This is a genomic window from Rhodococcus qingshengii JCM 15477, assembly GCF_023221595.1.
GTDB lineage: Bacteria > Actinomycetota > Actinomycetes > Mycobacteriales > Mycobacteriaceae > Rhodococcus_F > Rhodococcus_F qingshengii.
In genome coordinates this window covers 196,706-223,142 of the sequence record NZ_CP096563.1, presented here as the reverse complement: position 1 = coordinate 223,142, position 26,437 = coordinate 196,706, and the positions used below count along the sequence as shown (strand labels likewise).

Annotated in this window: 24 protein-coding genes; 13 read left to right on the top strand and 11 right to left on the bottom strand. The window is 63.0% G+C overall.

Going from position 1 to position 26,437, the window contains the following annotated elements:
- Nucleotides 1-8 precede the first annotated feature (8 nt).
- From M0639_RS00970 to M0639_RS00955, 4 genes are all read right to left on the bottom strand, one after another.
- Nucleotides 9-3,200 (bottom strand): beta strand repeat-containing protein, encoded by a 3,192-nt coding sequence (locus M0639_RS00970; protein WP_064073661.1) that lies wholly within the window; start codon nucleotides 3,198-3,200, stop codon nucleotides 9-11.
- Between the two features lie 252 nt (nucleotides 3,201-3,452).
- Complete coding sequence (locus tag M0639_RS00965) at nucleotides 3,453-6,668, bottom strand: beta strand repeat-containing protein (RefSeq protein WP_064073662.1); 3,216 nt, start codon at nucleotides 6,666-6,668, stop codon at nucleotides 3,453-3,455.
- A gap of 363 nt (nucleotides 6,669-7,031) precedes the next feature.
- Nucleotides 7,032-8,285, bottom strand: coding sequence for a serine--tRNA ligase (gene serS / locus M0639_RS00960; RefSeq protein WP_007736032.1), 1,254 nt, complete (start codon nucleotides 8,283-8,285; stop codon nucleotides 7,032-7,034).
- 65 nt (nucleotides 8,286-8,350) lie between these two features.
- The gene (locus M0639_RS00955) at nucleotides 8,351-8,746 is read right to left on the bottom strand and encodes an ankyrin repeat domain-containing protein (RefSeq protein WP_003945404.1); all 396 of its coding nucleotides are present in this window, start codon (nucleotides 8,744-8,746) and stop codon (nucleotides 8,351-8,353) included.
- A gap of 70 nt (nucleotides 8,747-8,816) precedes the next feature.
- On the opposite strand from M0639_RS00955, the gene M0639_RS00950 reads away from it, so the two are divergent.
- The 6 genes from M0639_RS00950 to M0639_RS00925 all read left to right on the top strand — a co-directional run bounded on the left by M0639_RS00950 (nucleotide 8,817) and on the right by M0639_RS00925 (nucleotide 14,989).
- Nucleotides 8,817-9,923: a septum formation family protein gene (locus M0639_RS00950; RefSeq protein WP_003945397.1), complete on the top strand. Its 1,107-nt coding sequence runs from the start codon at nucleotides 8,817-8,819 to the stop codon at nucleotides 9,921-9,923.
- A gap of 3 nt (nucleotides 9,924-9,926) precedes the next feature.
- Nucleotides 9,927-10,277: a metallopeptidase family protein gene (locus tag M0639_RS00945; RefSeq protein WP_007736028.1), complete on the top strand. Its 351-nt coding sequence runs from the start codon at nucleotides 9,927-9,929 to the stop codon at nucleotides 10,275-10,277.
- A 134-nt stretch (nucleotides 10,278-10,411) separates the two neighbouring features.
- Nucleotides 10,412-10,711, top strand: coding sequence for a PE family protein (locus M0639_RS00940; RefSeq protein ID WP_042920574.1), 300 nt, complete (start codon nucleotides 10,412-10,414; stop codon nucleotides 10,709-10,711).
- A 60-nt stretch (nucleotides 10,712-10,771) separates the two neighbouring features.
- Complete coding sequence (locus tag M0639_RS00935) at nucleotides 10,772-12,028, top strand: PPE domain-containing protein (RefSeq protein WP_064073599.1); 1,257 nt, start codon at nucleotides 10,772-10,774, stop codon at nucleotides 12,026-12,028.
- Complete coding sequence (locus M0639_RS00930) at nucleotides 12,028-12,846, top strand: ESX secretion-associated protein EspG (protein WP_003945407.1); 819 nt, start codon at nucleotides 12,028-12,030, stop codon at nucleotides 12,844-12,846. The genes M0639_RS00935 and M0639_RS00930 overlap by 1 nt, the downstream gene beginning before the upstream one ends.
- Before the next feature lie 40 nt (nucleotides 12,847-12,886).
- A complete protein-coding gene (locus M0639_RS00925; RefSeq protein ID WP_064073600.1) occupies nucleotides 12,887-14,989 on the top strand; it encodes an acyltransferase family protein in 2,103 nt (700 codons plus the stop codon).
- A 9-nt stretch (nucleotides 14,990-14,998) separates the two neighbouring features.
- On the opposite strand, the gene M0639_RS00920 is transcribed toward M0639_RS00925, so the two are convergent.
- Genes M0639_RS00920 through M0639_RS00910 form a run of 3 tightly spaced genes read right to left on the bottom strand, consistent with a single transcriptional unit; the run spans nucleotide 14,999 to nucleotide 17,248 of the window.
- Complete coding sequence (locus M0639_RS00920; protein WP_064073601.1) at nucleotides 14,999-15,667, bottom strand: histidine phosphatase family protein; 669 nt, start codon at nucleotides 15,665-15,667, stop codon at nucleotides 14,999-15,001.
- Nucleotides 15,664-16,578, bottom strand: a complete 915-nt coding sequence (gene pheA, locus M0639_RS00915; RefSeq protein WP_007736017.1) for a prephenate dehydratase — start codon at nucleotides 16,576-16,578, stop codon at nucleotides 15,664-15,666. Before pheA ends, M0639_RS00920 begins: the two co-directional genes overlap by 4 nt.
- A gap of 31 nt (nucleotides 16,579-16,609) precedes the next feature.
- Entirely contained in the window at nucleotides 16,610-17,248 is a 639-nt protein-coding gene (locus M0639_RS00910) for a hypothetical protein (protein WP_064073602.1), read from the bottom strand.
- A gap of 139 nt (nucleotides 17,249-17,387) precedes the next feature.
- Between M0639_RS00910 and M0639_RS00905 the strand changes: the two genes are divergently transcribed.
- From M0639_RS00905 to M0639_RS00885, 5 genes are all read left to right on the top strand, one after another.
- Nucleotides 17,388-18,167: a DUF2470 domain-containing protein gene (locus M0639_RS00905; protein ID WP_003945406.1), complete on the top strand. Its 780-nt coding sequence runs from the start codon at nucleotides 17,388-17,390 to the stop codon at nucleotides 18,165-18,167.
- A gap of 10 nt (nucleotides 18,168-18,177) precedes the next feature.
- Nucleotides 18,178-18,999, top strand: a complete 822-nt coding sequence (locus tag M0639_RS00900; RefSeq protein ID WP_003945405.1) for a CPBP family intramembrane glutamic endopeptidase — start codon at nucleotides 18,178-18,180, stop codon at nucleotides 18,997-18,999.
- A 160-nt stretch (nucleotides 19,000-19,159) separates the two neighbouring features.
- Nucleotides 19,160-20,395, top strand: a complete 1,236-nt coding sequence (locus M0639_RS00895; protein ID WP_231915073.1) for an LCP family protein — start codon at nucleotides 19,160-19,162, stop codon at nucleotides 20,393-20,395.
- Nucleotides 20,396-20,494: 99 nt separating this feature from the next.
- A complete protein-coding gene (locus M0639_RS00890; RefSeq protein ID WP_042453189.1) occupies nucleotides 20,495-20,965 on the top strand; it encodes a hypothetical protein in 471 nt (156 codons plus the stop codon).
- A 37-nt stretch (nucleotides 20,966-21,002) separates the two neighbouring features.
- Nucleotides 21,003-21,548 carry a ferritin gene (locus M0639_RS00885; protein WP_003944176.1) on the top strand — a complete coding sequence of 182 codons (546 nt, stop codon included), beginning with the start codon at nucleotides 21,003-21,005 and terminating at the stop codon, nucleotides 21,546-21,548.
- 11 nt (nucleotides 21,549-21,559) lie between these two features.
- On the opposite strand, the gene M0639_RS00880 is transcribed toward M0639_RS00885, so the two are convergent.
- Entirely contained in the window at nucleotides 21,560-22,501 is a 942-nt protein-coding gene (locus M0639_RS00880; protein ID WP_042920585.1) for a cytochrome c oxidase assembly protein, read from the bottom strand.
- A 126-nt stretch (nucleotides 22,502-22,627) separates the two neighbouring features.
- Between M0639_RS00880 and M0639_RS00875 the strand changes: the two genes are divergently transcribed.
- The gene (locus M0639_RS00875; protein WP_030535837.1) at nucleotides 22,628-23,272 is read left to right on the top strand and encodes a DsbA family protein; all 645 of its coding nucleotides are present in this window, start codon (nucleotides 22,628-22,630) and stop codon (nucleotides 23,270-23,272) included.
- Here the strand turns inward: M0639_RS00875 and M0639_RS00870 are convergent, their stop codons facing one another.
- From M0639_RS00870 to M0639_RS00860, 3 genes are read right to left on the bottom strand one after another with little or no spacing between them, the layout of a single operon-like run.
- The gene (locus M0639_RS00870; RefSeq protein WP_007736002.1) at nucleotides 23,273-24,220 is read right to left on the bottom strand and encodes a M56 family metallopeptidase; all 948 of its coding nucleotides are present in this window, start codon (nucleotides 24,218-24,220) and stop codon (nucleotides 23,273-23,275) included. It lies immediately after the preceding gene.
- On the bottom strand, nucleotides 24,217-24,576 hold the full coding sequence (locus M0639_RS00865; RefSeq protein WP_030535838.1) for a BlaI/MecI/CopY family transcriptional regulator: 360 nt from the start codon (nucleotides 24,574-24,576) through the stop codon (nucleotides 24,217-24,219). Before M0639_RS00865 ends, M0639_RS00870 begins: the two co-directional genes overlap by 4 nt.
- A 28-nt stretch (nucleotides 24,577-24,604) precedes the next feature.
- Entirely contained in the window at nucleotides 24,605-25,234 is a 630-nt protein-coding gene (locus M0639_RS00860) for a M23 family metallopeptidase (RefSeq protein ID WP_064073603.1), read from the bottom strand.
- 179 nt (nucleotides 25,235-25,413) lie between these two features.
- On the opposite strand from M0639_RS00860, the gene M0639_RS00855 reads away from it, so the two are divergent.
- On the top strand, nucleotides 25,414-26,340 hold the full coding sequence (locus M0639_RS00855; protein ID WP_007735998.1) for a cation diffusion facilitator family transporter: 927 nt from the start codon (nucleotides 25,414-25,416) through the stop codon (nucleotides 26,338-26,340).
- The last annotated feature ends 97 nt before the right edge of the window (nucleotides 26,341-26,437 follow it).

Sequence of the window (26,437 nt, the reverse complement as noted above, 5' to 3'; positions counted from 1 at the left end):
TGCTTCGGTCAGGAACCGAACGGAAGGAAATCGCTCGAGCCAGCGCTTCCTGAACCGAGGCTGCCCGTGCCACCGCCGGTTGCAGCCTTGATCTGAATTGCGTGGGCCGTCGAGGTGGATCCTGTGAATCCGGTTGCCCCGCTGTAGATTGCCGAAATCGAATGCGTGCCGGTTGTGGTGAAGGTGTGGTTCAGCGCCGCGATCCCGTTGACCACTGCAACAGCGTCACCGATCGGAGTATCCCCATCCATGAACTGAACCGTTCCACCGTTCTGCACCGAACTGACAGTCGCCGACAGCGTCACAGACTTGTTCACCACGGCATCACCAGGCACCGTCACCACAGTCTCCGTGGTGACATCCGAAGGCGCAGGGTCCGTTACATTCACCGTCCGCGCCTGGGCCGAGGATCCGACTACACCGGCTCCTCCCGAATAGACCGCAGTGATGCTGTGCGCACCCGCAGAGGTAAACGAATGCGTCAGGCCGGCAGCGCCGGCCGTAACCGCTTCAGGACCGCCGATCGCGACGCCACCGTCGTAGAACTGCACGGTTCCGACGCCGACAGCATCATCCGACGACGTTCGGACGGTTGCCCACAAGTCGGTCGCCACACCAGTTTTGGCGTCGGTCGGGATATTCAGTTCGACGACGGATTCCTGGTCGGCAACACTGACCTGAACTGACTTCGCACTCGCAACCGAGTTCTTGAATCCGGCACCAGCGGTGAAATCCGCGGTAATGCTCTGTGCACCAGCAGCATCGAAAGAATGTGAGAGGGTCGCGGTGCCACCGGACACCGTCACCGGGGAACCGATCGCAGTGCCATTTGACTTGAACTGCACCGAACCCACAGCGTTGTTCGGAGCTACCGTCGCGGTGAGATCAACAGCAGTACCCGTAACCGCCGTAGCCGGAACCGACAGCGACGTCGTCGTCACCACATCCACCGGAGCCGGATCAGAGACCGTCACCGCCTGAGCCGACGCCGACGAGCTGACAAACCCTGCACCAGCAGTGAAGTCAGCCGTAACACTCTGAGCACCAGCAGTATCGAACGTATGGCTCAATGTCGCAACACCGCCAGTCACCGTCACCGGTGAACCGATCGCCGTGCCGTTCGACTTGAACTGCACCGAACCGACAGCGTTGCTCGGAGCAACCGTCGCCGTCAGATCAACAGCAGTACCCGTAACCGCCGTCGCGGGAACCGAGAGTGACGTCGTGGTCACCACATCCACCGGAGCCGGATCCGACACCGTCACCGTCTGAGCCGACGCCGACGAGCTCACAAACCCTGCACCAGCTGTGAAGTCAGCCGTAACACTCTGAGCACCAGCAGCATCGAACGAATGGCTCAGTGTCGCAACACCCGCGGAGACTGTCACCGGCGAGCCGATCGCCGCACCGTTCGACTTGAACTGCACCGAACCCACAGCATTGTTCGGAGCAACCGTCGCGGTCAGATCAACAGCCGTACCCGTGATGGCAGTCGCGGGAACCGACAACGACGTCGTCGTCTCCACATCCACCGGAGCCGGATCAGACACCGTCACCGTCTGAGCAGGCGCCGACGAACTCACAAACCCTGCACCAGCTGTGAAGTCAGCCGTAACACTCTGAGCACCAGCAGTATCGAACGTATGGCTCAATGTCGCAACACCGCCAGTCACCGTCACCGGTGAACCGATCGCAGTGCCATTCGACTTGAACTGCACCGAACCCACAGCGTTGTTCGGAGCAACCGTCGCCGTCAGATCAACAACCGTACCCGTGACCGTCGTAGCCGGAACTTGAAGCGTTGTAGTCGTACTCAGCGCTGAGCTCGAGATCTCGATGGTCTGAGCTTGCGCGGTCGAACCACCAAAACCTGCAGTACCTGAGTAGACCGCAGTGATCGAGTGTGATCCCGTCGTGGTGAACGTGTGATCCAGGGTCGCCGCTCCGCCAGTCACCGCGATGGGTCCGCCGATGTCGATGCCACCGTCCTTGAACTGGACCGTTCCGCCGTTAGCTGCCGGTGAGATGTTTGCGGTCAGCGCGACCGAGGTCTGCTCGACGGCACTACTCGGCACTGTCAACGACGCAGTCGTCTGTACAACGGCAGCGGCCACGCTCACTGTGCGTGCCGGTGACGTGGATGTCAGAAACTCGAGAACACCGTCGTACACAGCGGTGATGGAGTGATCTCCCGCCGCGGTGAATGTATGTGGCAGTGTGGCAACGCCATTGACGACGGCCACCGGGGCGCCGATGTCAGTCCCGCCATCCTTGAACTGAACGGTGCCGCCTGTCGGCGCCGGGGAGACCTGCGCAATCAAATCCGTCGATTGACCGATCGTTGCCGACGCGCCGGACGTCACTGCGGTCGTGGTCGCCACCTGCGAGACGATGTTGACGGTGGCCAATGCCTGACCACCCGCATTCAATCCCGCGCTGCGTGAGTCATGCGGAGAGCAGTTGTACCTCTCCCAGTATGCGACGGTGAAGACGTCCTTCTCGCGCTGCAAGAAGGTGAAGGCATTTTTCGGAGAATCAAAGGATCCCGAATTGCCATCCGTCACCCTTAACTTCGGCTGCACAGTGCTACCCGCACCACCCGCAATCACCGTCACATCGATCGCCGGCAACCGGAAAGTCTTTCCAGCCTCCGCGCCGATTCCGCCATCATCGTTCTTACTTGCACTCGGACCGTTTCCACCACCGCCATTGGAGTCAGCAGTCTGATTGTTCCCCGAAATACGCAAGTGAGTGCCCGCAGCATCCGGCGAACCACCGTCGTTGATTCGAATTACCGAGGGCGCCGCACCCGACAAATTCGACGACGTACCCGCCACTACCTGAGCATCGACCAACGACACCCCCGTAGGAATGTCGAAGTCGTACTTCATCCGTGTCCACCTGATCGCCGAACGCCCCGCATGACCACTCGTGGGAACAGTCATCGCACCTGGCTGGACTCGGTAGGTGAACGTCGACCCCGCCGCGACCTTCTCCGGAGCCGAGATGGTCACGCCCGTGGAGTGGAATTCGTCGGAGATGCTGCCCAAGCCAGGGTGCTCGTAACCATCGCAACCCAGTTTGAACCCGATCGAGTTCTCCACCGCGGGAGATGACGTCGGAGCTGCCGAAGCAACGCCACCTGCCACCAGCACGCCACCGACCAACGCCGCCACCACGACCGCGGAACTTCTTCTCACCAACACGAACTCTCCTCAGCTAGCAACAGACGTGGATCGGGAACCGCACGGAAGGAGGTCACTCGAACAGAGCGGAAATCGGAATGGAGCTGGACGCTCGTACAGTACCCGTCAAAAGTAGTACTTGTATCAGTTATTTCAGACAAATATTCACGAATTGCCAATAGTTCAGCTAACGACCGATCAGCGATTCCCGAAGAGCAATGCCCCCTTGCACCTATGGGTGCAAGGGGGCATCACATCATCGGAGAATCATGAACCGAACGGCAGCGACAGTGAACCGAGCGAACCGGAGCCACCACCCCCGTTACCGACGTTCACAACCGATGCAGTCGACGTGGAACCCGTGACGCCCTGGGCTCCGCTGTAGACCGCGGTGATCGAATGGTTGCCGGTCGTGGTGAAGGTGTGGCTCAGCACGGCCTGCCCACCGACAACATCAACGGCAGTTCCGATCGGAGTCGTTCCGTCGAAGAACTGGACGGTTCCCGACGTCGCGCCGGAAGAACTGACCACAGCCTTCAGCTGCACCGCCGTGCCGACCTTTGCCGAGGACGGAGCCGTCAACGACGTAGAGCTTTCGACATCCGACGGGGTCGGAACCGTGACATTGACGTCGACAGACTCCGCAGTGGACGACGTGAACACACCGGATCCACTGAATACAGCCGAGACTGCAAAGGTGCCTTCTGCTCCGAACACGTGCGGCAGCTTGGCAACTCCGCCAACAACCGCGACCGGGGCGCCCTGATCGACTCCACCGATCTTGAACTGAACCGTTCCGCCGGACGGCACCAGGGCGTCCGAGGGATCTTCGGACACTGTCGCGAAGAGATCAACAGGCAGTCCGACCTTGGCTTCACCCTGAACACTCAGCACCGTCTTTGTCGCCTTGTCGACCGGAGCCGGATCAGAGACCGTCACCGTCTGAGCAGGCGCCGACGAGCTGACAAAGCCAGCACCGGCGGTGAAGTCAGCGGTAACACTTTGAGCACCAGCAGCATCGAACGCATGACTCAATGTCGCAACACCGCCACTCACCGTGACCGGAGTGCCGATCGCAGTGCCGTTCGACTTGAACTGCACCGTACCGACAGCGTTGTTCGGAGCAACCGTCGCGGTCAGATCAACCGCCGTACCCGTGATTGCCGTAGCCGGAACCGAGAGCGCCGTCGTGGTCTCGACATCCACCGGAGCCGGATCAGAAACGGTCACCGTCTGAGCCGACGCCGAGGAACTCACAAACCCTGCACCAGCAGTGAAGTCAGCCGTAACACTCTGAGCACCAGCAACATCGAACGAATGCGAGAGCGTCGCAACACCACCAGTCACCGTGACCGGGGAACCGATTGCAGTGCCGTTCGACTTGAACTGCACCGTACCGACAGCAGTATTCGGAGCCACCGTCGCCGTCAGATCAACCGCCGTACCCGTGATGGCAGTCGCCGGAACCGAGAGCGACGTCGTCGTCACCACATCCACCGGAGCCGGATCAGAAACGGTCACCGTCTGAGCAGGCGCCGACGAACTCACAAACCCTGCACCAGCGGTGAAGTCAGCCGTAACACTCTGAGCGCCAGCAACATCGAACGAATGCGACAGCGTCGCGGTTCCACCGGAAACCGTGACCGGCGAACCGATCACCGTGCCGTTCGACTTGAACTGCACCGTACCGACAGCGTTGTTCGGAGCAACCGTCGCGGTCAGATCAACCGCAGTACCCGTGATCGCCGTCGCCGGAACCGACAACGACGTCGTCGTTTCCACATCCACCGGAGCCGGATCAGAAACGGTCACCGTCTGAGCCGATGCCGACGAACTCACAAACCCTGCACCAGCGGTGAACTCAGCCGTAACACTCTGTGCACCAGCAGTATCGAACGCGTGCGACAGCGTCGCGGTTCCACCGGAAACCGTGACCGGCGAACCGATCACCGTGCCGTTCGACTTGAACTGCACCGTACCGACAGCAGTATTCGGAGCCACGGTAGCGGTCAGATCAACCGCAGTACCCGTGATCGCCGTCGCCGGAACCGAGAGTGACGTCGTGGTCTCCACATCCACCGGAGCCGGATCAGAAACGGTCACCGTCTGAGCCGACGCCGACGAACTCACAAACCCTGCACCAGCAGTGAAGTCAGCCGTAACACTCTGCGCACCAGCAACATCGAACGCGTGCGACAGAGTCGCAACACCACCAGTCACCGTCACCGGAGAACCGATCGCAGTGCCGTTCGACTTGAACTGCACCGTACCGACAGCAGTATTCGGAGCAACCGTCGCCGTCAGATCAACCGCCGTACCCGTGACGGCAGTAGCCGGAACCGAGAGTGACGTCGTCGTCTCGACATCCACCGGAGCCGGATCAGAAACGGTCACCGTCTGAGCCGGCGCCGACGAACTCACAAACCCTGCACCAGCAGTGAAGTCAGCCGTAACACTCTGCGCACCAGCAACATCGAACGCGTGCGACAGAGTCGCAACACCACCAGTCACCGTCACCGGAGAACCGATCGCAGTGCCGTTCGACTTGAACTGCACCGTACCGACAGCAGTATTCGGAGCCACCGTCGCCGTCAGATCAACCGCCGTACCCGTGACGGCAGTAGCCGGAACCGAGAGTGACGTCGTGGTCTCGACATCCACCGGAGCCGAAGCAATGCTGATCGTCGCGAGTGGACCTGCACCAGCGTTGAGAGGCGTGGTGTCCTTGTTCTCGCGAGGCGAGCACCGGGTCGGAGCCCACTGTGTACCAAGGAAACTCGCCTTTGCGAGCTGAGTGCTGAAGTTTTCGCTGGCACCGAGGTTGCCGGCCGCACCCGCGGTCCTCACCTTCGGCTGGATCACTCCCGTCGCACCAGCGACCATTGTTACGTCGACTGCGGGAAGTCGGAACCAGGTGTCTCCGTTGCCGTTTGTCGAGCCATCGAGGTTCTTCTTGGACTTCGGTACTCGAATTCCACCCTCCGAGTTCGTGCTCGTCGTCGGACTGTTGCCGATCACCTGGTTGTTTCCTGACAACCGCAGGATCCCGCCGCTGCCGTCGACATTGCCAGAATCGTTGACTCTGAGAACATTCGGTGCGACATTGTCGAGTCCGATGGAGGTACCTGCGACGACGGTAGCGGAAACGTACGTCGCATTGCTCGGGATGGCATAGTCGATTTTCAGACGAGACAAGTTCGTAGTAGTCGCTCCGGAGTCCTTGTCCGGATATGACGTTCCGCTCGGCTGAATTCGGTAGGTGAAAGTCTCGCCGGGCTGGACAGAAGCCGGGGCGTCGACCGTGATGAGGTTGTCGGTGACCTTGTGGACGTCTCCGATAATCGATCCGGCAACGCACGCTGTTTTGAAACCGGTGGTCGAGATAGCAGCTGACGCGGGCGTGCCGACCAGCAGCATTCCGGCGACCATGGCGGTTCCGGTTATGGGCACGGCGAATCGCCGCAACTGAGAGATTTGGGGCATGGGCACTTCCTTCGGAAGGGCAAACATGAGCAGTGGATTCGGACAAAACGTGTGCGCGCCGTCACAACATAACGAAAAAACTAGTACGTGTACTACTTTTGGCAAGACACTTGTCCAATTCACCCCGGACTCACCCTCGTATCACCAGACGCGAGATGGAAAAGCAGGGTATGGAAACTCGATTGAACGCAAAACTATCGCCAAAGCGGCCCATCGACAACGCTTTTGGTGGTCACCGCGCCAATCGGCGGGAAAAATTTGATATTTCGTCAGTTCAGAAAAAGTTCCAAACCTACCAGTACGAAAGTACGAAAAGGGCCGCGACGGAGTCCGTCGCGGCCCTGATTGTGTTGGTTCAGCGTGTCAGCGAAGCACATCCGTGCCGACAAACGGCACCAATGCCTCGGGCACTCGCACCGAGCCGTCGGCCTGCTGATGGTTCTCGAGAATCGACACGATCCAGCGCGTCGTAGCCAAGGTGCCGTTGAGAGTGGCGGCCGTCTGCGGCTTGCCGTTCTCGTCGCGGTACCGAACTCCGAGGCGGCGGGCCTGGAACGTCGTGCAGTTGGACGTCGATGTCAGCTCGCGGTAGGTGCCCTGCGTCGGGACCCATGCCTCGCAGTCGAACTTACGCGCAGCCGAAGAACCGAGGTCTCCGCCGGCGACGTCGATCACGCGGTACGGAACGTCGATGGCCGCCAACATGTCTCGCTCCCACCCTAGGAGACGCTGGTGTTCGGCGTCGGCGTCCTCGGGACGGCAGTACGTGAACATCTCGACCTTGTCGAACTGATGGACACGGATGATGCCGCGGGTGTCCTTGCCGTAGCTTCCGGCCTCGCGGCGGAAGCACGAGGACCAACCGGCGTAGCGCTTCGGGCCTTCGTTCAGTTCGAGGATCTCGCCCGAGTGGTAGCCGGCCATGGGTACCTCGGAAGTTCCGACGAGGTACAGGTCGTCATCTTGCAAGTGGTAGATCTCGTCCGAGTGAGCACCGAGGAAGCCGGTACCCGCCATGATTTCCGGACGTACGAGCACCGGCGGAATCATCATCGTGAATCCGTTGGCGATCGCCTTCTGCGCAGCCAACTGCAGCAGTCCGAGCTGGAGCATGGCCCCGTAGCCGGTCATGAAGTAGAAGCGCGAACCCGAAACCTTGGCGCCGCGTTCCATGTCGATCAGGCCGAGCGACTCGCCCAGCTCGAGGTGATCCTTCGGCTCGAAGTCGAACTTCGGAATCTCACCGACGTGTTCGAGAACGATGTAGTCGTCCTCGCCGCCGGCCGGCGCACCTTCTTGTACGACGTTGGAAATCGCGCGGTGTGCGGCGTCGAGCGCGGCCTGCGCCTCGTGCTGCGCGGCCTCGGCTTCCTTGACCTTTGCCGCCAGTTCCTTGGAACCTTCGAGCAGTGCGGGACGCTCCTCCGGAGATGCCTGTCCGACCTTCTTGCCGAAGGCCTTCTGCTCTGCGCGGAGGTTGTCTCCGGTCAGAACGGCAGCGCGTCGGGACGCGTCGGCTTCGAGCAGAGCGTCGACCAGTCCTGGATCTTCTCCACGGGTGCGCTGCGACTCGCGGACGATTTCGGGGTTCTCACGGAGAAACTTGAGGTCAATCACGACTTCGAACTTTACCCACTCACTGCAGCTCTCCGAAGGTCACGTCCACGTCGGAGAGGGGGAGATCACGATTCGAGCAGACTCAGGTAGTCCTCGCGTCCGAACATCCGAGCCGCGTCGACCGCCGTCGGGTGTCCACCTTTCGGGTCGGCTCCCCCGCTCACCAGCGCTTTCACCACCGCATCCTCGCCCTTGAAGACCGCTCCGGCAAGGGGCGTCTGGTTCTTGTCGTTGGGCCGGTTGACGTCGGCGCCGCGCTCGATCAGGGCAACGACGGCGTCAGCGTGACCGTGGTACGCCGCCAACATGACGAGCGTGTCGCCACTCTCGTTGGTCAGATTGACGGGAACTCCGGCATCGACGTACGACGCCAGCCCGGCTGCATCACCGGTTCGTGCCATGTCGAAGAGCCGGCCCGCCAGCTCGACAGCCTCGGGATCGAGTGGGGTGTTTTCGCTCATGACTACAAAATACTCACAGACGCGATTGTGAGTTTTGTAGTGAAGGTTCGATATCGCCACGGCAACAGGCATGATGGAATCGATGTCCGAAGACAAGATCGAGAAGTCGCCAGATCCGGCAGATCCCCAGGGGACGCCGGCGAAGAAAACTGTCTCCGCGAGTCGCACCCGTCGGGTCCTGGCTGCTGTGGCGGTAGGTGCGGTGGTCGCCGCGATCGCAACGATCGCGATTTCCGGTGGATTGAACAAGGACGACTCGTCCTCGGTCAGTGTCAGTGGTGGCGGTCCCGCAGCGACGGGATCTACTCGCGACGACGCCTTCACCGCGGCTGCGGCCGGCGACTGCCTCAACTGGACGCCTGCGACCGAGTCGGGCGGGGACCGCACGGACATGTCGAAGGTTCAGTGCGGAACTGAACACCGCTTCGAGGTTGCCGGACCACTCGACCTCTCGGTGTTCCCCGGCGCCGAGTTCGGCCCCGGTTCCCGGTACCCGGGCGCCCTTCGATTCGCCGAACTACGCGACGAGCACTGCACACCCATCGTCATGTCCTACCTCGATTCGAAATTCGATCCCAAGGGCAAGTTCAGCGTCGGCTTGATGTTCCCGAGCGAATCGGGTTGGGCTTCGGGCGAGCGCGCACTGCGTTGCGGGTTGCAGTTCTCGACCACGACCGGCGAGCTACAACCGTTCGTTGGCCGCGTGGCGGACCAGGACCAGTCGAACGTGTGGGACGTCGGCACTTGCATCGGCATCAACCAGAACCTCCCGACCGATCCGGTCGATTGCGCGAAACCGCATGCATACGAGGTTATTTCGGTGATAGACCTCGGCACTCAATTCCCGGGCGCAATGCCGTCGGTCGAAGATCAGGACCGCTATCTCGAGGGCGTCTGCACTCAGGCGTCCAACGAGTACCTTGGTTCCGCAGACGCGCTTCGCGACAAGACGCTGACACTGTTCTGGGACAACATTTCACTGGAAAGCTGGTTGGCCGGCAGCCGCCGAGTCAATTGTTCGATCGGCAAAGAGGTCGAAACCGGCGGGTTTGCCGCGATCACCGGAAGCGCCAAGGGCGACATCCTGATCAACGGCGCCGCTCCGGTCCCGCCACCCGCTGCACCGGAAGGTCGGTCGTTGCCGACGCCGTTGCCCGGCGCAGCTCCGCCGTCGTAAGCCATGACGGTAACTATGACGCCCGACCGGTTCGAGGAACTGGTCGGCGAGGCGCTCGATCTGATTCCGCCCGAACTTGCCAAGGCAATCGACAATGTCGTGGTGCTTGTCGAAGCACGTGACGAGGAAGAACCGGGGCTGCTCGGTTTGTATCAGGGCGTCGCTCTGACCGAGCGGGATTCTCATTACGGTGGGTACCTGCCGGACACGGTCACTATTTTCCGCGATTCGATACTCGACATCTGCGCATCCGAGGACGAGGTTGTTCACGAGGTTGCCGTGACCGTCATCCACGAGATCGCGCACTATTTCGGCATCGAAGAAGACAGATTGCACGAACTCGGCTGGGGCTGAGGGCAAAGTCGTCCGATTTCGGGGGGAACCAAAAGCGGGCGGTAGGCATCAAAGTATGTGCGGGGGGATATCGACGGCTGTGCGCACGGCCTCCCGACCACTTATCCGCCCTGGTCAGGAAGGAGTTCGGCACTATGCACGTCGACCCTCAAGCCCTAGTTGCCGCCGCAATGGAACTCGAGTCTGCGGCGACGCGATTGCGCGGAATCGTCTCTACTGCGCAGCCGACGCTACGCGTTCTCCCAGCGGGATCCGAAGAAGTGTCCGGTAGCGCGGCAAATTACTTCAACACCATCTCGGGCAGCCTTGCCTCGTCCACCGATCGGGCAATCGAGGAGCTCATCGCGGCTGCGGCAGCTCTGCGCAAGAATGCAGCTGCCTACGAGCTCGAAGACCAGCTCACCAAGTCCAGCCTGGCAGCCGCACCGATCTGATCGACAGAAATCGAGCTCGGTAACTCGGCAACACAGTCACACTTCCTGGGGGGAAGAACAATGGTCGGCATCACCGGCGTCATCTGGTATCCACGGGGCGCAGCACCCAACTCCGCAGCACTGGTCGCCGGAGCCGGGCCGGTCCCTCTCGGCGTGGCGGCCGGGGCCTGGTCCACCGTGTCGTCCGGACTGACCGACACCGCTGCATCAATCTCTCGCGTGATGGCGGACCTTCGCACCGGGTGGTCCGGAGAAGCAGCGGATGCCGCATTGAGCAAGTTCGCGCCGTTTCAGGAATGGGCTGCTGCTGCCGCGTTGCTCGCGGGAGAAACTGCAGGTAAGGCCCATGTGCAGTCCGGTTCGTACACGGTTGCCACCCTCGCCATGCCGTCCCTGGCCGAGATTGCAGCAGTTCAAGCGGCCAAGGTCGCCGCGTATTCCATCGGCGGGGCGCTGGTAGGCGGAGCCGCTGCAGCCGAGGCTGCCGAAGAAGCTCTCAAAATTCGAGCGGCGGTGACAATGGAAACGTACGACGCCGCAACGGCCCATCTGGCCGTGCAGCAGAACTTCGACTCACCACCGTCCATCGCGGAACCCACAGCTGGGGCATCCGCTTCGGCCGAAAGCCCAGGCAGCGCCGCACGACAGTCCGTCGTGCAAGCGGCATCCACGCTCGCTGACGCAATCGCGGATCCCGTGCGCGCCGCCACCGCTGCTGTCGCATCCGTAGTTTCCAACCCGGTATTTGCCGCCGCTGCCTCACAGGCCGGTGCCATCTCCGGTGGAGTTGCCACCGCAGCCAGCGCCACCACCACCGCAGTCACAGGCGCCACCACTGCCGCATCAGCTCTCGCGACGGCAGGAGCAGGACTCACCGGACTGGGCGGCGCGGGACTCGGCGGCGCAAGACTCGGCGCTTCCACACCATCACTGTTCGGCACCCCGTCGGCAAGCCAGGCACCGGCACAGGTCAGCGCAGCATCCGCGACTACAGGAGTCGGAGCAATCGCGGGCTCGTCGTCGAGCAGCAGCAGCACCGGTCGGCACGCTCTTCCTGATCCCTCCACCGGCCAGAGCGCCACGCGCCAGAACCCCGTGACCTCGCCGGTTCAGGGCACCGCGGATACCGTCAAGGTGGATCCGGCCCGAACCGCAGGCGGATCTGCGCCGATCGCCGGCGGCCGTCATGCGGCCCAATCTGAAGACGAGACCGAGCACGACACACCCGATTACCTGAAGCACTTCGAGCACTTCGCCGACGGCCGAACAGTCATCCCGTCCGTGATCGGTGGCGCACTCGAAACTGCAGAGCATTGATGGTGGACCTCGGCACCTCACCTGAGGGGTGGAATTTACCTGTCGTCGCCCTGTCACAGGACGAAATCGACTATGTACGTGAGCGACTCGGACTCGATGCGCTTCCCGTGGTTCTCGGTGGCGCGACGGTTCACGGTAGTGCGAGCGCTCACCGTACGGCGATGCAGTCCGCGGCAGATTCACTCTCCGAGCGCGATCTCCTCCCCGGCGGGGAGATCCATCACGACCTCAGTGCCCGCCTGCGCGTCCTGACCCACCCCAAGTGGGAGTTGGCGCTGCGTCGGCATGTCGGCGGAAGCATTTCACGCCTCTGCGTCGCGCAGGGCGAATTCCTTTGTGTCGAAGCGACTTCAACTGATTCTTCGTTCGCATTGCGCAGCGTCACCGCCGAACCGACTGCACCCGTTGTCACCGCGCTCGGCAGCGCCGAAGCAATGCCGATTGCCGTGATCAACGCACCGACCGAGATGCTCAGCCTGGCATTCGGCGCCGGCCCGGATGCAGGCAGCGTAACCTCGGCCTTGATCAACGCCGGAATACCCGAAGACGACGCGCGCCAACTGGGTAGCGCAATCGTCACATGCACCGCCTTCGCCGAATTGGTCGGAATACCACACAGTTTGGGAGCGACGACGCTCATGACCGGCGCAGTGACTGTGTACGACACCTTGTCGGGTCGGCTGGTCGGTTCGACCACTCGGGCCGCCGACGGCACCGAATGGACGTCCATCAGTTCCGGAACATCCCATCGCCTCCGACAAGCCGTGAACGCTCTGGTAACTGAACTCGAGGAATCGGCGCCGGAGACTTCCGGGTAACCTCGGGGCGTCCCTTCAACGCCCGGAGCCTTACTTCAGCATGCAGTTCTCGCGTCAACCGTCGTCACCGGGCGAACAAGGCTCGGTCGCCACGATCGACCGGCCGAACGAAGAACGGGCAACAACACCGCACCGACAAGACCTGAACGGACTGCGTGGCCTCGCCATCGGTTTGGTGGTCGTGTTCCACGTGTGGTTCGGACGGGTATCGGGCGGGGTGGACGTCTTCCTGGTTCTGTCCGGATACTTCTTCGTCGGCTCACTGGTTCGACGCGCCGAAGCCGGGGGTTCACTCAACCCGGTCCCGGCACTGCGGCGGGTGTTTCTGCGGCTGTTCCCCCTGATCGCGGTGGTCAGCATTTTGACCGCACTGGGGACCGCGTTGCTGCTGCCACGCACACGCTGGGCCGATCTGGGCGATCAACTGATCGCGGTGCTCGGGTTCTTCCAGAACTGGCAGCTCGCCAGCACCGCAAGCGACTACCTGGCCGCCGACGGCTCGGTCACTCCCCTGCAGCACCTGTGGTCGATGGCCGTACAAGGTCAGTTCTATCTCCTGGCCATCGCACTGGTCTCCGTGATCGCTTATGTCGCTTCACGCGTGAATCCCAACTATTTCCGCCCGTCACTCGCGGTCACCCTTCTGGTTCTGACCGCAGGATCTTTTCTCTACGCACTCGCCAAATCTTCGCGTCACCAAGCCTGGGCGTACTACGACTCCGGCGCCAGGTTGTGGGAATTGGCCCTCGGTGGTCTGCTGGCCGTTCTGATGACCAGCACACGCAGTCGGCAGATCGCATCCCTGCCGTTCTCGGTCAGAGCAACGATCGGCTGGGCGGGGCTTTCGTCGATCCTGTTGTGCGGCATAGTGCTCGACGGCGCCCAGCAGTTCCCCGGCCCGTGGGCGCTGGTGCCGGTGCTGGCCACTTTTGCGCTGATCCTGTCCGGAGTCGGCGACGACACGCCTTGGACGTCGAAGACTCTTGCCCATCCGGCACTGACGTGGCTCGGCTCGTTCGCATTCGCGCTGTACCTGATTCACTGGCCGATTCTGGTGTTTGCACTCGTGATCACCGGACGCCCCGAAGCCGGCCTGCTCGGTGGGGCACTGATCATCGCCCTCTCCGTCGCGGGGGCGCTTGCACTCCGGCGCCTGATCGAGGTTCCGGTGGAACGTGGAGGCCGCTCGCGCCGGTACACCGTCCTGGCATGCGTCGTCACCGCTGCCGTGGTCCTCGCCGCTTCGGTCGCCTGGCAGTCGTACGCGAGCAGCCAGACGACGGGCCAGCGGGCAGTCGACACCCTCGACCTCCCGACCCATCCCGGCGCACTCGCGCTCACCGACGGTGCCGAAGTACCCAAGGCGTCGATGGTTCCCTCGATCTTCGATGCGCCACTGGACCTTCCGGCCAGTACGCTCGACGGCTGTATCGCCGATTTTCTCGAGCGGGACGTCGTCCACTGCACCTACGGCGACGCCGATGCAGACAGAACCATCGCGCTCGCGGGTGGTTCGCACTCCGAGCACTGGCTCACTGCGCTCGACGAACTCGGCAAGAGTCACGGGTTCCGCGTCGACACGTATCTGAAGATGGGCTGCCCGCTCACCATCGACTCCATGCAGACGTTGTCGGACAACGACTATCCGGATTGCGTCGACTGGTCGCGTGGAGTACTGACCGAGTTGGCCGACGCCTCACCCGATTTCGTGTTCACGACGGCAACCAGGCCGAGTTCCGACGGCCCTGGCGACGTGACGCCCGAGTCTTACGTACACGTGTGGGAGGAACTGGAGCGCGACGGTATCGACGTACTCGCCATCCGCGATACCCCCTGGCTGCACCACGACGGCGTCGCCTACCGCGCGATCGACTGTCTGGCGACAACCACGTCACCCGATCACTGCGCGATGCCACGGTCCGAAATGCTCAGCGACGTCAATCCGGCGCCGTCGGCAATCGGCGATCTGACCAACGTCCGTCTACTCGACCTCAGCGACGGCGTGTGCGGACCGGAGCTGTGCCGCGTCGTGGAGGGAAATGTGTTGGTGTATCACGATTCCCACCACCTGACAGCCAGCTACGTGAGCACTCTGTCCGCTGAACTCGGGCGCCAACTGAGCGTCCAGACCGGTTGGTGGTGAAGCCGGCCGTCAGCCCATCACGTCGTCGGCACCGGGGATGAGTCGATGCTCGAACGGCGGGTTGACGGTTCCCCAGCGCAGGCACTCCCAACCGCCGTCGACCGAAGGCAACAGTTCGACGGTCTCGGTGTTGGCCAAGTGGTTGTTGGCTGCGAACAGACCGGGGACACCGGCAAGCTGGGCTGCGACAAGACGGATCGCCGCACCATGACTGACCACGACGATGTCGCCGCCGTCTCGTGAGCCTTCGAGAAATTCTTCGCGCAACGCATTGACGACGGGGACGTACCGCTCCAGGACGTCGTATCCCGTTTCACCACCGGGGATGCGAGCGCCGAGGTTGCCGGTGTGCCAGTGATGGAACGTCTCCATGAACAGTCGGTGCGCGGCCTCGTCGGTACGATCTTCGAGGTCACCGGCCTGCACCTCGTGCAATCCGTCCCGCACATCCAGAGTGACACCGGCGGCCTGCTCCACGAAACCTGCGGTCTGCCGGGCACGCAAAGCCAACGACGATACGAGTGCCAGCGGAGGCGCCGAAGCCAGGCCGATGCCCAACGTCTCGGCCTGCGCCAACCCTTCCGGCGTGAGCTTTGCTCCGGGTAGTGCGGTGTCGAGACGTTTGGCGACATTCGCCTCCGTCTGACCGTGCCGAACGAGGATGAGCCTTCCGGTCATCGTTCTCCCCCTCCATGCTTGAGTTCGTCGATCCACCGAATCGCTTCTTCGTCCGAAGGAGGTTGTGGCCCGGTCGAATTCGCTGTCGCCCACGACCCCAGGAAGCGGACTCCGGATTTACGATGCAGCGCACGCATCGCCTCGGCCACCAGCGAGTCCTCGACGTGTCCGACGCAGTCCACGAAGAACCGGTACGTGCCCAATTCCGTTCGCATCGGCCGTGATTCGATCCGAGTCAGATCGATACCGCGAGCGGCGAATTCGGAGAGTGCACGCACCAGGGAGCCGGGCGCGTTGTCGAGGTGAAGCACCAGCGCGGTGCGATCGGCACCGGTCCGCGCCGGAACCGGGGCCGGCTTGGTGACCAACACGAAACGTGTGCGGGCGCCGCCTACATCGGCGACGTTGTCCGCCAGGCTCTCGAGTCCGAGCATCTGACCGGCCAAAGCCGTGGACACACCGGCGTCGACGGTTCCGGCCTGCACATCCAGGGCCGCACCGGCGTTGGACGAGGCCAACACCACCTCGGCCTGGGGCAGGTTCTCGGCGATCCATCCGCGGACCTGCGCGCCCGCATGCGGGTACGCGCCGATCGTTCGGACCTGATCGGCGGTGGTCCCGGCCCGAACCAGGATGGAGAAACTCACGTCCAGATCGGTTTCGGCGACGATCTGCAGCGGCGAACCGAGAGCGAGTGAATCGAGCGTCGGAGCTACGCCGCCTTCCACCGAGTTCTCGAAGGGAACCACGGCTCCGTCCACGGAACCGTCGCGAACCATGTCGAGAGTCGCCGGCGGACTGCCGGCCGGTACTCGCTCGACGGTTTCGCCGAACGCGCCCTCAGCCTCCAACTGGGCGAGAGCTATCTCCGTGAAGGTTCCCGACGGACCGAAATACGCGATTCTTGGCACGCCTAAAAGATTACGCACCGACCCACGCCGGTCACTGCAAACCCGCGGCACGCAAAGCCGTTTCCACTGCAGGCAGATCCGCGACCTCGATCGTGAGCAGCACCTCACGCATGGCCGACGCGGCTTCGGGGATCAGCGTGGCAAGTTTTTCCGGCTTCGGATCGACCATCGCGGCGCGCACGTCGTCGCCGCGCAGTGCAGCGACGGTGCCACACAGCAGGGCGATCACCTCGTCGCCGTCGGCCGCGCGGGCTACGAAACCGACGGACTCGTGCGCGAGTACCGCCAGGAAATCAGCCACTTCGGTGGGCGTAAGACCGGCGGCGAGTCCGGGGATCCGGCCACCTTCGCACAGACGCAGCGCCGCTTCGGCGGGTGTCAGATCCTCTTCGCCGCCGTCGACGTACACAGCGAGCGGAGCGGGCAGGCGCAGCGCGATCGCGTCGTCGATCTGGTCGGTGGTGACGTCGACGTCGAAACGGACGGCCTCGTACGACGCTTCCGTGTCCGCACGCAGTTCTTCCGGATCGATATCGAGACGGACGACAACCCGGCCTGCTGCTTCGCCACCGATCAGAACCGACGCCGGAACAACCGGGAGAAAGAGTGCTTCGAGGAGTCCGCGCGAGTTTCTCGGGGCGGGCAGCCCGAGTGAGAGAGGAATGGCCACAGACAAACCGTAACCCCGGCGCAGGCGGCGGATTCCACGCGAGTTGCGCAAAAGTCTTGCGATTCACACCGAATCGCCTTAGGTTAGGGTTACCTCATCATCCGATGGAGTTCGAGAGAACACCCGCCAAGGGGGCAGCATGGCAACGAAGACCAGCACCGGCCCGTCCACCGCCGAACGCGTCCGCAGCGCCTGTGTGCGCGCACAAGACGCAGTTCTCGCCATCGAAGGCAGCGATCCCACCGTCACGTCGGTGCATCACCTGCGTTCGAACGGTGACGTCGTCGTTGCAGTCCCACATGCCTCCGCAGCTGCGGCCCTGGCCTGGAACTCCGGCGGCGGCGGCCTGCCTGCCGTCCTCGAGATCACCGATCACGCACCACTGCGTCTGCGTGAGCCCGTGCGCTCCCTCGTGTGGCTTCGCGGCTCGTTACACGCCGTGCCCGACTACGAGGCACGCGTTCTCGCCGACGACGTCGCATCCGAACATCCCCACCCGGGGCTCCTCGACATCGGCCACACCTCGGTTCTCCTTCGCTTGAGCCTGGCCTCGGCTGTAGTCGCTGATTCAACGGGGGCAGAACCCGTCGCCGTGGACGAACTGCTGAACGCCAGCCCCGATCCCTTCTGGGAAATGGAGACCGCATGGCTGCAGCATCTCGACGAAGACCACCGCGACCTCGTGGACCTGCTCGTGCGCAAGCTTCCCCCGTACATGCGCACCGGACGCGTTCGCCCACTCGGCATCGACCGCTACGGACTTCGCCTGCGGGTCGAGGATCACACCGGTGACCGCGACGTGTGGATGCCGTTCGCCAACCCCGTCGACGACGCTCCCGCGCTGAGCCGCGCCATCCGCATGCTGGTCGGGTGCCCTTTCCTCAACGGCCTCCGATCGGGCGGCGCATCAAACGGCTAGCGTTGCGCGGGTGAATGCCCGCGAAACCGTCCGCACCTGGTTACGGCCGCCGACTCCCGTCCCGGCCGGCCCGGCCCTCGATCCGGCCGCCAGACGCGGAGTCTGGATCGAGATCACGATCGTTCTGCTGGTCACGTTCGGACTCAGCGGATTGTCCGGGATCCTCTCGCTCGCCGAATCCCTGGCGACGCCGGTTGCGCTCTCGGATCAGACGGTTGCACTCAACCCGTCGCGGGCCGCCATCGACTGGATCGACCTGGCACGCCAATTGCTGGGCGTCGCAAAGCTTCTCGCGTGGGCAGCGCTGGGACTCTATCTACTGTGGCGTTCGGGGATCGGTCCACGTGCTGCGGGACTGACCCCCAAGCCTCGATTCGGGCGCGACATAGCACCGGGATTCGGCCTCGCCGCTGTGATCGGTCTCCCCGGTCTGCTGTTCTATCTCGTGGCTCAGGCACTGAGCATCAACCTCACCGTCCAGGCCAGTGCGCTCGACGATCACTGGTGGCGGGTGCCGATCCTCGTACTGTCCGCGATCGCGAACTCCGGTGCCGAAGAGGTGCTGGTCGTCGCCTACCTGATCACTCGCCTCCGAACGCTGGGTTGGAGCGAGAACAAATCACTGCTCGCGTCGTCACTCCTGCGCGGCAGTTACCACCTCTATCAGGGGTTCGGTGGCGGCGTCGGAAACGTGATCATGGGGCTCGTGTTCGGCCGGTACTGGCAGCGCACCGGGAAACTCTGGCCGCTGGTCATCGCCCACGCTCTCATCGACATGGTGGCGTTCATCGGTTACGCCCTCCTGCGCGATCACGTCTCCTGGCTGCCGTGACCGGTACCGTGAACTGGTGACCGGCGACTCCGAATATCCTCAGCGCCCTCCGCGGCGCCAGCCGCCAGGGCCACCTCCGCGTGGACCGATGCCTCCGAGGCAGAACCCTCCACGCCAGAATCCACCCCGTCAGGGCCCACCCCCGCAGCGGCGTCCACCGATGCCGCCGGAAGGGCCGACGGTCATTCGCCGCGACGGACGCCCGCAGCAGCAGAATCCGGCCAATCAGGCCTGGTCACAGGTCCCACCACACGCGCCGCAGCAGCCCAGGCGTGAGGACTGGGCGCCGACCCAGCGCCCGCAACCGTTTCAGGACGACCCGCGCAGGCAGGGGCCGCCGCGTCAGGATCCGCAGCGCCAGGCGAAGTATGCGCCCGCACCGCCGCGCCGAACCCCGCCGAACGCCCCGCCGCGCCCTCCAGAACCTCCGAAGCAGCGCCGCCCCCGCAAGCGTCGTAGCTGGGGTAGACGTATCGGCATCACGTTGTTGGTCTTGCTGCTCGCGCTGGCCGGCGCGATCTACTACGTCGACAGTTCCCTCAATCGAATCGACGCGCTGCCCGACTACGCGGGACGCGTCGCCGATACTCCGGGCACGAACTGGCTGATCGTCGGCTCCGACAGTCGTGAGGGGCTCACCCCCGAGCAGGAGCAAGCCCTTGCGACGGGCGGTGACACCGGTCCCAAGCGCACTGACACGGTCATCTTGGTCCACGTCCCCAAAAGTGGGAAGACGACCATGGTCAGCATCCCTCGCGATTCGTACGTTCCGATTCCCGGCTACGGCTCCGACAAGATCAACGCCGCCTTCGCCTTCGGTGGCGCTCCATTGCTCGTGCAGACCGTCGAAGAGGCAACGGGGCTTCGCATCGACCACTACGCCGAGATCGGATTCAGCGGGTTCGCCGGCATCGTCGACGCCGTCGGTGGCGTCAACGTGTGCCTGGCACAGCCGATCGACGATCCGCTGGCCGGGATCAACCTCCCCGCCGGATGCCAGGACTTGAAGGGTTCGGATGCACTCGGGTTCGTGCGAACTCGCGCGACGGCGCTCGCCGACCTCGACCGCATGAACAACCAGCGCCAGTTCATGTCGGCGTTGCTGTCGAAGGCGACGAGTCCGACCACGTTCCTCAATCCGTTCCGGTTGTGGCCACTCGTCTCCGATACCGCCAAGTCTCTACAGGTCGACGAAGGCGATCACATCTGGAATCTGGCCTCACTCGCCTGGGCGCTTCGCGGCGGGATGACCACCACGACGGTTCCGGTCGCCGGTTTCGAGGACGTGGACGGGTCGGGCAACGTGTTGTTGTGGGACAAGGCGCGCGCTTCGCAGTTCTTCGACGCCCTGGCCAACGATCAGCAGATTCCACAGGATCTGATCACGACGGGGTAATCGCCCTGAGTTCCGGTAGTACCGCGGGAGGACAAGCCCGGCGAACAAATCGCTTTCCGGCAGGACGCGGAATCGGCGGCCGAAAAATACCGTGAAGGTATGAACACAACACACCGCCGATTCCGCACTCTCGCCGTCGTTGCCGCCGCCGTCGGAGCTGCTGCACTCGTGACGTCCTGCTCCGGAACCTTCGAGAAGTTCGACGACTCCAAGGCGTACAAGAAAACCGAAACCTTCTCTTTTGCACAAGCATCCAACGGAATCGACACACTGCCGAGTTGGGTTCCCGCCGGCGCAACGGGTATCGACGAGGTCATCCGCACCACCGGCAACGAACGCATCCTGCGAATGACTGCGAACATCGCGGAGATAGATCACAACAGCTGCATCGCACGACCCACCGTCGAAACTCGTCCCGCATCGTTGTCCGCACAGTGGTGGCCGACGGGGGTCGAGAAGGGCAGTTCTTTTCAGTGCGGCGATTGGTACGTCGGCGAAAAGGACTCGTTCGTCTACGGGTACCGACCGGAAACTGTGGGCTTCGTCATCGATCAGCTCGACAAGAAGTAGCTCCCTCTCAGCGGCGACGACCCAGTAACCTGTTGGGATGACACAGGCGAAGAACTCGAGCGAATTCACCACTCTGCTGCGTCAGCAGATCCGTAACGAGTTCACTGCATCGCAGCAGTACATCGCGGTAGCGGTGTACTTCGATGCACACGATCTTCCGCAGATGGCCGCGCGCTTCTACAGCCAGGCCACCGAGGAACGCGGTCACGCGATGATGATGATCCAGTACCTGCTCGACAACGACCTCGACGTGGACGTTCCGGGCATCGACGACGTCGTGACGAAGTTCGACAGTGTCCGGGCTCCGGTCGAGTTGGCACTCGAGCAGGAGAAGACGGTCACGGAGCAGATCACGCAGCTGGCACGCACCGCGCGCGATACCGGCGACTACCTGGGCGAGCAGTTCATGCAGTGGTTCCTCAAGGAACAGGTCGAGGAAGTGGCAAGCATGACAACACTTCTCACCATCGTCGACCGCGCCGGCGACAACCTGTTCCACCTCGAAACATTTGTCGCACGCGAGATGAACACCCCGGCCGCTGCCGACGCAATGGCTCCGACGCCCGCCGGCGGCGGCGTCTGAGGGCCACCGGCCTACCGAGTCTCAGGCCGCTCGGCGGCGTTCAGTGATCTGAGGAAATTGTTGTACGCCTCCAGATCACTGTCGCCGTCGATCTCGGCGCGGCGGTCCAGGTCGGCATTCATCCGTTTGTCGTCGCGGTTCCAGCGCATCGCGAAGATCACGACCACCACCAGCGCGACGGGCTCTCCGTACGACCACGCGAGGGCGCCCGCCAGCTGCTGATCCTGCATCACGTCCACGCCCCACTCCGGAGGCGGATCCACGAACGTGGTCAGCAGCGGCTTTGTCGCCATCATGAGTACGACGCCGATGAACACGTGCAGCGGCATCTCCACGAACAGGTCGAAACACCGGCCGAGGTAGCTCTGTCGCACCGGCAGTGGGCCGGTGGCGAGCACCGGCATGATGAAGAGCAGACCGCTGGCGAGAAAGAAGATCTCGAGAAAGACGTGTCCAGCCGGTAACGCCGAGACGGTGTCGAAGATCGGCGACAGGTAGATCCCGTAGTAGCTGAACAGAAATACCGGGATCGTGAACCCGGGGTGCAGCATCCACCGCGCCGGCGGGCTGCGCAATGCCGAGAGGGCAAGCGCGAGAATGCCTTTTCCTATTCCTCGGTGCGGCGTCGAACGTAGTAGCAGCAGTCCCGGCGAGCCCAGTACCCAGAGCGGCGGGATCGCCATCGAGAGCGTCAGGTGTTGGAACATCCAGACGCTGAAGAGTTCGTAGCCGTAGCTCTCGACCTTCAGTCCGGTCACCGCGATCAGCAGCAGGCACCCACCGAGGAAACACGCTGTCCGATGCCACGGCCATGGTCGCCCACTCGCGCGAACTCGCTGAGCGCCAGTCCAATACCAGAGTGCAAGAACAACTCCCAGGGCAGGAAGAAGCGGGAGGGATGAGGTATCCCACTCCAGCATCTGCCCGATCGACGGCGGCGGCGTGTCATTCACGAACGCTTCACCGGCGGGTCCTCCTTCGTCTCCATGCGGGTACCGTCGACTCTACACCTAACTACTATGTTGGATAGTATTTAGGAATTCGACGGAAGGTACAGGTGCACAGCAGTGTCCAGAAGCATGAAGATATCCGCCGCCCTGATCGCGGTGTTCGCGGTAGCACTGATCACGTTCATCACCGTCGATCCGATTCGGGCAGACAACGAGAACGCCGATCGGGCAGCACAATCCACCGCCGTCCTCACCGACGACGCGTACCGATTGACCTCGGCCGCCGACGGCAAGGTGAACCTGGTCGAGTTCCTCGACTTCGAATGCGAAGCCTGCCTCGCGCTGTACCCGACGATGGAGCGGATCAGAGCGGAGTACGAGGATCGAATCACGTTCGGCATCAGATACTTTCCGATTCCGAGTCACACCAACAGCACTCTCGCGGCGCAGGTCGTCGAATCCGCATCTCGCCAGGGCAAATTCGTCGAGATGTACAAGCGAATGTACGAGACGCAGTCGCAATGGGGTGAATCCGCCGAATCACAGGAGGCGCTGTTCCGTTCCTACGCACAAGATCTCGGACTTGACATGGCCCGATTCGAATCCGACCTCGGCAGCCGCGGCGTCCGCGAGCGGGTCGAGCGCGACTTCGAAGAAGGCCGACGCCTCGGCGTCCAAGGTACTCCGACGCTGTTCCTCAACGACGTGAAGCTGGACCAGATGCCGAGCTACGAGCAGTTGAAAGCCCAGATCGATTCGGCCTTGGGAGAATGATCAGGTCAGAACAGCGCAGATCCCCGCGGAGACGGCCACCGTCACGGCTGCGGCAACGGCCGTCGTGACAGCGGCCGGCACACAGGCCGCCACCGCGCAGGTCAGTCGCCGAGGCGACGCCACGTCGCCGTCGACCAGGGAACTCAATCGCACCGCGGTCGCGCTGCCGCGATCGCTCAAGCTCCAGTCCGGCTGAGGAAGCGGCGATTTCGACACCACGGCAAGGGCGGAACGCACCGCAGCCGGGCTGGTGACGCGAGCGGCGTGTCTGTCCGCCGACAGTTCGACGATCGCGCCGACGGCAGCGGGTGCCGCCGCGAACAACGGCACTCGCGGAAGAACAGCGGCCAAGACTTCGCACGCACCGACAATTCGGTGATGACCGCCGCTCAGGTGTGCACGCTCGTGCGCGAGGACAGCATCCCGCTCGCCTCCACTGAGAGCGGATGACAAGCCTTGCGTCGCAACAACAAATCCAGGCTTTCCGGCGACGCTGTACGCCATAGGCAGCGGATGATCCAGCCACAACACGTCGGACTCCGAGTTGTCGCGGCGCGCGACGATCGAGAGAACATCACGATGGAAATCTCGGACCCTCGCGTGCTCACGTGCCTGCTTGCGGCCGGCCAGCACGATCCGAACAGCGATCACACCCACCACAGCAACGGCTGTGCCGGTGATCAGTTCACCCACCCATGAACTCGTGCCGTGCGCGAAGGCGCTGAAACACCGAGCGATACCGTCGACCAGCCCCTCGACCGGCGCGTGGCTCGGCCACACCAGAACCAAGACCGCGGAGAGAGCGAGATACAGAGCCGACGCCATGCTGCCGAGCCACGCCGCGAGCAGCACCGCCGGTGACAACGCCGAGGAAACGGCTCGCAACACTCTCGGAACCAGGAATCCCACGAGCATCGCACCGAGAAACATCGGCAACGCCAATGTCATTGCACACCTTCCCCGGAAAGACCCCGGCGCAGGGCCTCGTTCTCGGCATCTGTCATGGTCTTGGCGAAGTGCAACAGCACGGCAGCGGAATCGGAACTGCTGTCCAACAATTCGCGCAGTGCTCTGGATGTGGCCTCTTCACGGCTGCGACTCGGCCGATAGAAGTAGGCGCGACTCTTCTTCTCACGACTCACCCAGCCCTTGTCGAAGAGATGCGTCACGACGGTCAGGATGGTGGTGTACGCAAGTTGTCGACGCTCACCCAGGGTCTCGACCAGATCCTTGACCGAGAGCGCGTCGTCGGACTGCCAGAGCACATCCATGACCTCGGCTTCGAGTCCGCCAAGCCCCTGCATTGCTCCTCCATCGCGTCGTGACAGAACTTCAGTCGCCCGTGGTCATCTCCCCGAACGACACGCCCCGGGAATTCAGGTACGCGAGCGGATCGGTCTTCTGTCCGTCAGGTTGCCACACCTCGTAGTGCAGGTGTGGTCCTGTCGATTGTCCACGATTGCCCACGGTCGCGATCAGCTCACCCGCCCGCACCTTCTGACCCGCAACCACGAGCGCCTCGTTGATGTGTCCGTAGACGCCGACGGTCCCGTCGTCCTGCTGGATGCGGACCCAGAGCCCGAATCCCGCGGCGGGACCGGATTCGAGCACAACACCGTCGGTCGCCGACACGATGGGCGTTCCGATCGCGTTCGCGATGTCGAGACCGTAGTGGGTGGTTCCCCACCGTGGACCGAAGTTGGACGTCATCGTCCCGCTGACGGGGGCCATCACCTGTGGCTTTTCGGCCTCGTACACCAGCGCCGCTCGCTCGGATTCGAGTTGTCGCGTCTTGCCGAGTTGTTCGGCTATTCCGGCAAGATCCGTCGACCGGACAAGGTCGAGGATCTCCGGCGCCGACACCGCAGATGCATCCTCGACTACGACCGACGGCGGCGACGCGTGCCCGATGGAAGTGCCGGACGCGAGGATTGCACCCGTCGCCACGGAAACCGCGGCCATGCGCCCGCCGGGTCTGATCGGCTCGGATTTTCGATGTCTTCCCACTTCTCGGTCCTCGCGTCGATGACAAATGAAGGTCTACGCCGCCACCTTACAACTATGTTGCATAGTTTTTAAGACATGCACTATTGCGCATATATGCATATGTGTCTAGGCTGGCGTCGACGAAAGGACCTTCGATGTCACACGGACACGGGCACGGAATCTCCCCCGCCGAGGCTGCGACCAGCAACAGCGGCAAGCATGTCAACAAACTGTGGATCGCCGCCGGCCTCGGGTTGGTGACCTTCGTGCTGCAGGTGACGGTCGGCCTCTTCACCTCGTCACTGGCCCTGCTCTCGGACTCGGCGCACGTGTTCACAGACATCTTCGGCATCTTCATGGCGCTCGCCGCGATCCTCGTCGCACAGCGTGCCGCCCGGCGCCCCGACCGTACTTTCGGCATGTACCGCACGGAAGTGTTTGCGGCACTGGCCAATGCGATCCTGCTCTTCGCAGTCGCCGGGTGGGTGCTTTACGAGGCCGCCAGCCGCTTCACGGATCCGCCCGAGGTTCCCGGCCTTCCCGTCGCGACAGTCGCCGTCGTCGGTCTGGCGATGAACGTCATCGCCTTCCTCATGCTGCGCAGCGGCGCGAAGGAAAGCATCAACATCCGCGGCGCCTACCTCGAAGTCATGGCGGACATGGTCGGGTCCATCGGCGTCCTGGTCAGCGGCTTGGTCACGCTTGCGTTCGGTTGGCGCTACGCCGACCCCGTCATCGGCGTCGCGATCGGCCTCTTCGTCTTGCCACGTGCCTTCAACCTGGGCCGCCACGCCGTTCGCATCCTCCTCCAGCAGGCTCCCGACCGCATCGACGTCACCTCGATCATCGAGAAGATCAACGCTCTGCCGGGAGTCGTCGACGCGCACGATCTGCACGTCTGGACACTCACCTCGGGGATGGAAGTTGCTTCCGTTCACGTCACCGCGGTCAGTGACGCCGATCCCACAACGGTGCTCGCAGCAACCCGAACCTTGCTTGCCGAGGTATTCGAACTGGGGCACGCCACCGTACAGGTGGAACTACAGGGAAGCGACGGTAAATGCGCGGAACTCGCCTGGTGAAATGGACATTCCTAAATGAAACATTCGAATTCACCGGGCTCGATAACCTCACCGAATTCGAAGAAAAATTAGGTCTTCTTTAGTTTGGGAACGCTTA

What these genes read in the sequence shown, in the direction of transcription:
- M0639_RS00860 (WP_064073603.1), bottom strand. Translation starts at nt 25,234, where the DNA reads ATGGCCGCGGTTTCCGTGGCGACGGGTGCAATCCTCGCGTCCGGCACT.
- M0639_RS00965 (WP_064073662.1), bottom strand. Translation starts at nt 6,668, where the DNA reads ATGCCCCAAATCTCTCAGTTGCGGCGATTCGCCGTGCCCATAACCGGA.
- M0639_RS00950 (WP_003945397.1), top strand. Translation starts at nt 8,817, where the DNA reads ATGATGGAATCGATGTCCGAAGACAAGATCGAGAAGTCGCCAGATCCG.
- M0639_RS00945 (WP_007736028.1), top strand. Translation starts at nt 9,927, where the DNA reads ATGACGGTAACTATGACGCCCGACCGGTTCGAGGAACTGGTCGGCGAG.
- M0639_RS00930 (WP_003945407.1), top strand. Translation starts at nt 12,028, where the DNA reads ATGGTGGACCTCGGCACCTCACCTGAGGGGTGGAATTTACCTGTCGTC.
- M0639_RS00955 (WP_003945404.1), bottom strand. Translation starts at nt 8,746, where the DNA reads ATGAGCGAAAACACCCCACTCGATCCCGAGGCTGTCGAGCTGGCGGGC.
- M0639_RS00935 (WP_064073599.1), top strand. Translation starts at nt 10,772, where the DNA reads ATGGTCGGCATCACCGGCGTCATCTGGTATCCACGGGGCGCAGCACCC.
- M0639_RS00920 (WP_064073601.1), bottom strand. Translation starts at nt 15,667, where the DNA reads ATGACCGGAAGGCTCATCCTCGTTCGGCACGGTCAGACGGAGGCGAAT.
- M0639_RS00890 (WP_042453189.1), top strand. Translation starts at nt 20,495, where the DNA reads ATGAACACAACACACCGCCGATTCCGCACTCTCGCCGTCGTTGCCGCC.
- M0639_RS00905 (WP_003945406.1), top strand. Translation starts at nt 17,388, where the DNA reads ATGGCAACGAAGACCAGCACCGGCCCGTCCACCGCCGAACGCGTCCGC.
- M0639_RS00940 (WP_042920574.1), top strand. Translation starts at nt 10,412, where the DNA reads ATGCACGTCGACCCTCAAGCCCTAGTTGCCGCCGCAATGGAACTCGAG.
- M0639_RS00855 (WP_007735998.1), top strand. Translation starts at nt 25,414, where the DNA reads ATGTCACACGGACACGGGCACGGAATCTCCCCCGCCGAGGCTGCGACC.
- M0639_RS00925 (WP_064073600.1), top strand. Translation starts at nt 12,887, where the DNA reads ATGCAGTTCTCGCGTCAACCGTCGTCACCGGGCGAACAAGGCTCGGTC.
- M0639_RS00870 (WP_007736002.1), bottom strand. Translation starts at nt 24,220, where the DNA reads ATGACATTGGCGTTGCCGATGTTTCTCGGTGCGATGCTCGTGGGATTC.
- M0639_RS00895 (WP_231915073.1), top strand. Translation starts at nt 19,160, where the DNA reads ATGCCGCCGGAAGGGCCGACGGTCATTCGCCGCGACGGACGCCCGCAG.
- M0639_RS00865 (WP_030535838.1), bottom strand. Translation starts at nt 24,576, where the DNA reads ATGCAGGGGCTTGGCGGACTCGAAGCCGAGGTCATGGATGTGCTCTGG.
- M0639_RS00875 (WP_030535837.1), top strand. Translation starts at nt 22,628, where the DNA reads ATGAAGATATCCGCCGCCCTGATCGCGGTGTTCGCGGTAGCACTGATC.
- M0639_RS00885 (WP_003944176.1), top strand. Translation starts at nt 21,003, where the DNA reads ATGACACAGGCGAAGAACTCGAGCGAATTCACCACTCTGCTGCGTCAG.